The sequence below is a fragment of the Cellulomonas citrea genome, assembly GCF_009829685.1.
GTDB lineage: Bacteria > Actinomycetota > Actinomycetes > Actinomycetales > Cellulomonadaceae > Cellulomonas > Cellulomonas citrea.
In genome coordinates this window covers 1-6,460 of sequence record NZ_VWSD01000159.1, presented here as the reverse complement: position 1 = coordinate 6,460, position 6,460 = coordinate 1, and the positions used below count along the sequence as shown (strand labels likewise).

Here is a 6,460-nt window from a genome sequence, read left to right as displayed (position 1 = left end):
CCGGCGCTGCCGGTGCGCATGGTGCGTGGCGTCTGGATGGGCACCGCGCACCTCGTGGGCGGCTCGGCCCGTCGGTTCGGCCAGGGTGCCCGGGACCTGGACCCGGCGCACCGCCGTGACGGTGCCGCGTTCGCCCTGCTCGGGCTGGCCGTCGTGGTGGCGGCCCGGGCGTGGTTCGGGCTGTCCGGCACCGCGGGCGAGGTCATCGACTGGGTCGTCGCCGGTGCCTTCGGCGCGCTCGGCAGGGCGCTGCCGCTCGTGCTGGCCTGGTTCGCCGTCCGGTTGATGCGCCACCCCGAGCGCACCGCGGCCAACGGGCGCATCGGCATCGGCATCACCGCCATCGCCTTCGCCGTGGCCGGTCTGGTGCACCTGGGCAGCGGCCGCCCGGGGACGAACGACTGGCCCGGGCTGCGGGCCGCCGGCGGGATCGTCGGCTGGACCGCGGGCACCCCGCTGGCAGCGGCGTTCTCCGGGGTGGTGACCGCCATCCTGCTCGTGCTGCTCGCGTTCTTCGGGCTGCTCGTGGTCACCGCGACGCCGGTCAACCAGATCGTGCCGCGGCTGCGTGCGCTGGTCACCCGCCGGGCGCCTGAGCCGACGGACGACGACGAGCCGCTCGTGATCCGCGAGGGCCACACCGCCGAGCTGGACCCGCCGCAGGCGCCGCGCGGACTGCTGGCCCGTCGCCGGGCCAAGGCCGCGGCGGACAAGGCCGCGCAGGAGGAGAAGGCCCGGCTCGAGCGCTACGACGGCGACGAGGCATTCGAACGTGCGCACCTCATCGCCCCGGCGACGGCGGACGTCCCGCCGGTCACCCCGGACGACGTGGCCACCACGGTGCTGCCGGCCGCCGGTGAGGTCGCAGCGGATGTCGCGGACGACGAGGACGAGACCTCGGTCCGCGTCCCGCCGCCGGCCCCGCCGTTGCCGCGCGGCGAGCAGCCGATGCTCGAGGGCGACGTCCTCTACGTCCTGCCGCCGGAGGACGCGCTCACCAAGGGCCCGCCGCACAAGGTGCGCTCGGCCGCCAACGACCGCGTCGTGGAGTCCCTCACGAGCGTCCTCGAGCAGTTCGAGATCGACGCGCAGGTCACCGGCTTCACCCGCGGCCCGACGGTCACCCGGTACGAGGTCGAGCTCGGCCCCGCGGTCAAGGTGGAGCGGGTCACGGCCCTGAGCCGCAACATCGCCTACGCGGTGGCCAGCGCCGACGTGCGCATCCTGTCGCCGATCCCGGGCAAGTCGGCGATCGGCATCGAGATCCCGAACACCGACCGCGAGACGGTGGCCCTCGGCGACGTGCTGCGCTCGGCCGCGTCGCGGCGCACCACGCACCCGATGGTCGTGGGCGTCGGCAAGGACGTCGAGGGCGGCTACGTCGTGGCCAACCTGGCGAAGATGCCGCACCTGCTCGTGGCCGGCGCCACCGGATCCGGCAAGTCGAGCTTCGTGAACTCGATGATCGTCTCGATCCTCATGCGGGCCCAGCCCGACGAGGTGCGGATGATCCTCGTCGACCCCAAGCGCGTCGAGCTCACGCTGTACGAGGGCATCCCGCACCTCATCACGCCCATCATCACCAACCCGAAGAAGGCCGCCGAGGCCCTCGAGTGGGTGGTCAAGGAGATGGAGTCGCGGTACGACGACCTCGCGACCTTCGGCTTCAAGCACATCGACGACTTCAACGCCGCGGTGCGTGCCGGCAAGGTCAAGCCGCTGCCGGGCTCCGAGCGCAAGATCGCCACCTACCCGTACCTGCTGGTGATCGTCGACGAGCTGGCCGACCTCATGATGGTCGCGCCGCGTGACGTCGAGGCCTCGATCCAGCGCATCACCCAGCTCGCCCGTGCCGCCGGCATCCACCTCGTGCTGGCCACCCAGCGGCCGAGCGTCGACGTGGTCACCGGGCTCATCAAGGCCAACGTGCCGTCCCGGCTGGCCTTCGCCACCTCCTCGCTCACCGACTCCCGCGTGGTCCTCGACCAGCCCGGCGCCGAGAAGCTCATCGGGCAGGGTGACGCGCTCTTCCTGCCGATGGGCGCGGCCAAGCCGATGCGCACCCAGGGCGCGTGGGTGAGCGAGTCGGAGATCCATGCCGTCGTCGAGCACGTGAAGACCCAGGCCAAGCCGCAGTACCGGCCCGACGTCGCGGTGCAGGCGGCCAAGAAGCAGGTGGACGACGACATCGGCGACGACCTCGACCTGCTGCTGCAGGCCGCCGAGCTCGTGGTCACCACCCAGTTCGGCTCGACGTCGATGCTGCAGCGCAAGCTGCGGGTCGGCTTCGCCAAGGCCGGCCGGCTCATGGACCTGCTCGAGTCGCGCGAGATCGTCGGGCCCTCCGAGGGCTCCAAGGCCCGGGACGTGCTGGTGACCCCGGACGACCTGCCTGCCACGCTCGCGCTGCTGCGGGGTGACCACCTCGTGGACGACGACGTCGCCCCGACCTGGGACGACGACGAGGCCTGACCGGCAGCGGACGAGGCCTGGCCCGCCGCGACGGGGCCTCGCGGGCAGCCGACGCAGATGTCGCCGGCGGCGGGGACGGCCCGTCAGTGGGTGCGCACGACGACCTGGGGTGCGTCGCCCGTCGGTGTCGGGGGCGCCGTCGCGACCGGAGCAGCCGTCCCTGCGGCGGCCTCGACCCGCGCCAGCCGCTGGGCGACCTGGGTCGCGCTCAGGGTCGGGGTGCCGTCGGTGATGTCGGCGAGCAGGTGCACCCGGTGGCCCGCGCGCCGGTCGACCGTGATCGGCGCGTAGGAGACACCGGTCACGGTGGCCGGCCCCGCGGCGACGTCATGCGCCGGGAACGCGCCGGTGGCGGTCACCTGGACCACGAGCAGCTCGCCGGACGACGTCTCGACCGCGCAGCACGCCTCGTCCTGGTTGGAGATCGCGTTGCCCAGGCCGTACGCGACCCACATGCCCGCCCCGCGCGGCCCGCCGGTGAGGTGCGCGATCGGCTGCGGCACGTGCGCATGGTGACCGATGACGAGGTCCACCTGGCCCGAGTCGGCCAGCCGCTGGTCGAACGCGATCTGGTCGTCGGTGGGGGCGGTGCGGTACTCGGTCCCGGCGTGCACGCTCACCAGGACGAGGTCGGCACCGGCCGCGCGGGCCGCAGTGGCCTCCGCGATCACCCGGTCGGCATCCATGAGGTCGACGTTCCAGGGGTGCGGTACCGGCATCCCGTTGGTGCCGTAGGCCACCGACAGGTGCGCGACGGTGAAGGTGCGTCCGGCCCGGGTCAGCCGGTACAGCTGGGGGGTGTCCTGGGCCTGGGACACCGCGGTCCCGGCATGGCCCAGCCCGTGGGCGTCGAACGAGGCGATGGTCGCCTCGACACCGGCCTCGCCGCGGTCCACGGAGTGGTTCGACGCCGTCGAGCAGCCGTCCCAGCCCTGCGTGGCGAGGGCCCCGACGAGCGGGTCGACCGTGCCGAACAGCGGGTACCCCGACGGTTTGGTCCCGGCCGGGGCCACCGGCACCTCGAAGTGGCACAGCGCGAGGTCGGCCCCGGACACCCACGGGTCGAGACCGGCGAGCAGCGGTGCGAAGTCGTAGCCGTCGGCCGTGCGGGCCGAGTCCAGCACGTTGAGGTGCGGCAGGACATCTCCGGCCGCGACGATCGTGAACGACGCGTCGGGGTCCGCCGTGGGGGTCGGCGTCGGGGTGGGCGCCGCACTCGTGGGGGCGGCCGCCGAGGCGGCCGGCTGCGTGCGGGCGGCACCCGTGGTCGGACGTGCCTGGTTGACGAGGAGGGCGGCGGTGGCGACGAGCACCACGAGGCCGACGAGCACCCCGAGGACGCGCCGCGGCCCCCGTGACCTGGGAGGGCGGCGTCGACGACGGTGTTGCACCTGCACCGTGGGAATGTAGCGGGTCGGCGCGTCGCAGTCACGGGGCGGTCGTCCTGGCCGGGGGCGGCACGTACGCTGGCGGACGTGGTCGAGGGAGCGCGTGGGGTGTGGACGCTGCCGAACGTGCTCACGATGGCGCGCATCGCGCTCGTGCCCGTGTTCGCGCTGGTCTTCCTGCTCGACGGCGGGACCTCGGTGGGTGCGCGGCTGGCGGCGACCGCTCTCTTCGTGCTCGCGGCCGTCACCGACAAGGTCGACGGGTGGCTGGCACGCCGCTGGGGCCAGATCACCGACCTCGGCAAGCTGTTGGACCCGATCGCGGACAAGCTGCTCATCGGCACCGCGCTGTGCCTGCTGTCCTGGGTGGGGGAGCTGCCGTGGTGGATCACCGTCGTCGTGCTGGTCCGTGAGCTCGGCATCACCGTGCTGCGCTTCTTCCTGCTGCGTTACGTCGTGCTCCCGGCCTCGCGCGGGGGCAAGCTCAAGACGGCGCTGCAGTCGGTGGCGATCGGGCTGTTCCTGCTGCCGCTGGCGCACCTGCCTGCCGCGGTCGGCTGGGTCGCCTGGGTGGTCATGGCGGCGGCGGTCGTCGTCACGGTCGTCACGGGGCTGGACTACGTACGGGTCGCGGTGCGGATCCGTCGGGCCGGCACGACCGTCGCATGACCCCGCCCCTGGAGGCCGCCGCGACCGACCCGTCGGACGTGCTCGCCGCGCTCGAGGGGCGCGGCTGGTCGGCGGCGGTGGCCGAGTCGCTCACCGGGGGCGCGGTGTGCGACGCCCTCGTGGGTGTGCCGGGGGCCTCCCGGGTGCTGCGCGGCGGTGTGGTCGCCTACGCCACCGCGGTCAAGGCGTCGGTGCTCGGGGTCGACCCGCAGCTGCTCGCGGCGCGCGGCGCCGTCGACCCCGACGTGGCCCTGGCGATGGCACGCGGTGTGCGCCGCCTGCTCGACGCGGACGTCGGGATCTCCACGACGGGGGTCGCCGGCCCCGACCCGCAGGACGGTGCGCCGGTCGGCACGGTGTTCGTCGCGGTGGCCACCCCGTCCGGCGCGCAGGTCCGTGAGGTTCGCCTCGACGGTGACCGTGCGCAGATCCGCGCCGGTGCGGTTCGCGCGGCCCTCGCTCTCGCCCTCGAGCTGACGTCCGCCGCCGGCTGAGAGCCCGCGCGGGTTCGCCCCGACTCGTGTGTCGGATCGCTCAGGAGGCCGGCTCGGTGGGCCGATGAGGGTGCATGGGGAACATCGACCGCCCGTGCCGCGTTGGGCAGGACGTGATCGTCACTCCTGCACCGTCCCGACACCCGGACGCATCCCGCCGCCTGGATGGTCGCAACGACGGCGCGCGCTACGGTGGACGTGCACCGGTCGTGCGGCCAGCCCCGCGCGGTGTGGTGCGCACGACGTACGGAACCGCCGTCGGCGGGGAGCACACAGTCGGACCTGACACGAGAGGGGGAGCCCGGATGGTCGTCCTGCGACGTGAGATCGGAGACGTGCTGCGCAACGCGCGTCAGCACCAGGGCCGCACCCTTCGCGAGGTGTCGTCCGCCGCGCGGGTCTCGTTGGGGTACCTCAGCGAGGTCGAGCGCGGGCAGAAGGAAGCCTCGTCGGAGCTGCTGCACAGCATCTGCGAGGCGCTCGACGTGCCGATGTCGGTCATCCTGCGCGAGGTCAGCGACCGGGTCGCGGTCGCCGAGGGCCTCGTCGTGCCCGACACGATCCCGGTCGAGCTCGCCTCGATCGTGTCACCGCACCGCGACGACGACTGGCCGCTGCTCGCCCCCGTCGGCTGAGCTCGGACGCGCCGGCGGCACCGGCTGGCTCTCCGCACGCGTCGGGGCGTGCCGGCCCTCCTGGGTGCGCCTGGCCGCGACGCGTCAGGCTGCCTGGCAGACGGCGCACCAGAACACCGGGCGTTCGTACGGCGGGCGGCGTGCCGCGTCACGTCGCACGGTCGCCCCGCAGCGCGGGCACGGCAGCCCGGCGCGCGCGTGCACCGCACTGGGTGCCGGCCCGCGCGCGACGGAGCGCAGCATGAGGGCGCGGGCGGTGCGCAGCAGCTGGGCGGCGTCGACCTCGTCGGCCGGGGTCCACGGGTGCACGCGTTCGACGAACAAGGTCTCCGCGAGGTAGATCGTGCCGATCCCGGCGACCACCTGCTGGTCGAGCAGCACGTCGCAGGTCGGGGCGGACCCGCGTGCCCGCCAGCGGTCGAGCCCCTCGGCGAGGCCGCCCTCCTCGAACGTGTCGTCCAGCAGGTCCGGGCCCAGGTGCCCGACGAGCTCGTGCTCGGTGGCGGTGCGCACCAGGTCGAGCATGCCGAGCTCGATGCCGAGCGCCGTCGACCGCTCGTCGGCGAGCAGCGCCCGGACCCGGGGCGAGCGGCCCGAGGCCCGCGGCGTCCCGGTGGGCACGACCCGCCACATCCCGTCCATCCGCAGGTGGCTGTGCAGCGTGCGGCCGTCGTCGAGCCGGGTGAGCAGGTGCTTGCCGTAGGGGCGGGTGTGCAGCACGGTGCGTCCCACCAGGTCGGCGCCCGCGAGGGTCGGCCAGCGCAGCTCGGCGCGCACCAGACGGCGCCCGGCGAGCGCCGTG

Annotated in this window: 6 protein-coding genes; 4 read left to right on the top strand and 2 right to left on the bottom strand. The window is 74.2% G+C overall.

Annotated elements, in window-relative coordinates; all coding sequences use genetic code 11:
- Positions 1-6 precede the first annotated feature (6 nt).
- Positions 7-2,472, top strand: coding sequence for an FtsK/SpoIIIE family DNA translocase (locus tag F2B26_RS13780; protein WP_328698686.1), 2,466 nt, complete (start codon positions 7-9; stop codon positions 2,470-2,472).
- 83 nt (positions 2,473-2,555) lie between these two features.
- Here F2B26_RS13780 and F2B26_RS13775 read toward each other — a convergent pair whose 3' ends face one another.
- Entirely contained in the window at positions 2,556-3,803 is a 1,248-nt protein-coding gene (locus tag F2B26_RS13775; protein ID WP_159810327.1) for a CapA family protein, read from the bottom strand.
- Positions 3,804-3,947: 144 nt separating this feature from the next.
- On the opposite strand from F2B26_RS13775, the gene pgsA reads away from it, so the two are divergent.
- The 3 genes from pgsA to F2B26_RS13760 all read left to right on the top strand — a co-directional run bounded on the left by pgsA (position 3,948) and on the right by F2B26_RS13760 (position 5,658).
- The gene (gene pgsA, locus F2B26_RS13770; RefSeq protein ID WP_159810325.1) at positions 3,948-4,529 is read left to right on the top strand and encodes a CDP-diacylglycerol--glycerol-3-phosphate 3-phosphatidyltransferase; all 582 of its coding nucleotides are present in this window, start codon (positions 3,948-3,950) and stop codon (positions 4,527-4,529) included.
- Positions 4,526-5,023, top strand: coding sequence for a CinA family protein (locus tag F2B26_RS13765; RefSeq protein WP_159810323.1), 498 nt, complete (start codon positions 4,526-4,528; stop codon positions 5,021-5,023). Before pgsA ends, F2B26_RS13765 begins: the two co-directional genes overlap by 4 nt.
- 305 nt (positions 5,024-5,328) lie before the next feature.
- Entirely contained in the window at positions 5,329-5,658 is a 330-nt protein-coding gene (locus F2B26_RS13760; RefSeq protein WP_159810321.1) for a helix-turn-helix domain-containing protein, read from the top strand.
- 84 nt (positions 5,659-5,742) lie between these two features.
- Here F2B26_RS13760 and F2B26_RS13755 read toward each other — a convergent pair.
- A partial coding sequence (locus F2B26_RS13755; protein ID WP_159810319.1) for a DNA-formamidopyrimidine glycosylase family protein occupies positions 5,743-6,460 on the bottom strand: 718 nt, incomplete at its 5' end.

Coding starts and splice junctions, on each gene's coding strand:
- F2B26_RS13765 (WP_159810323.1), top strand. CDS start 4,526: ATGACCCCGCCCCTGGAGGCCGCCGCGACCGACCCGTCGGACGTGCTC.
- F2B26_RS13760 (WP_159810321.1), top strand. CDS start 5,329: ATGGTCGTCCTGCGACGTGAGATCGGAGACGTGCTGCGCAACGCGCGT.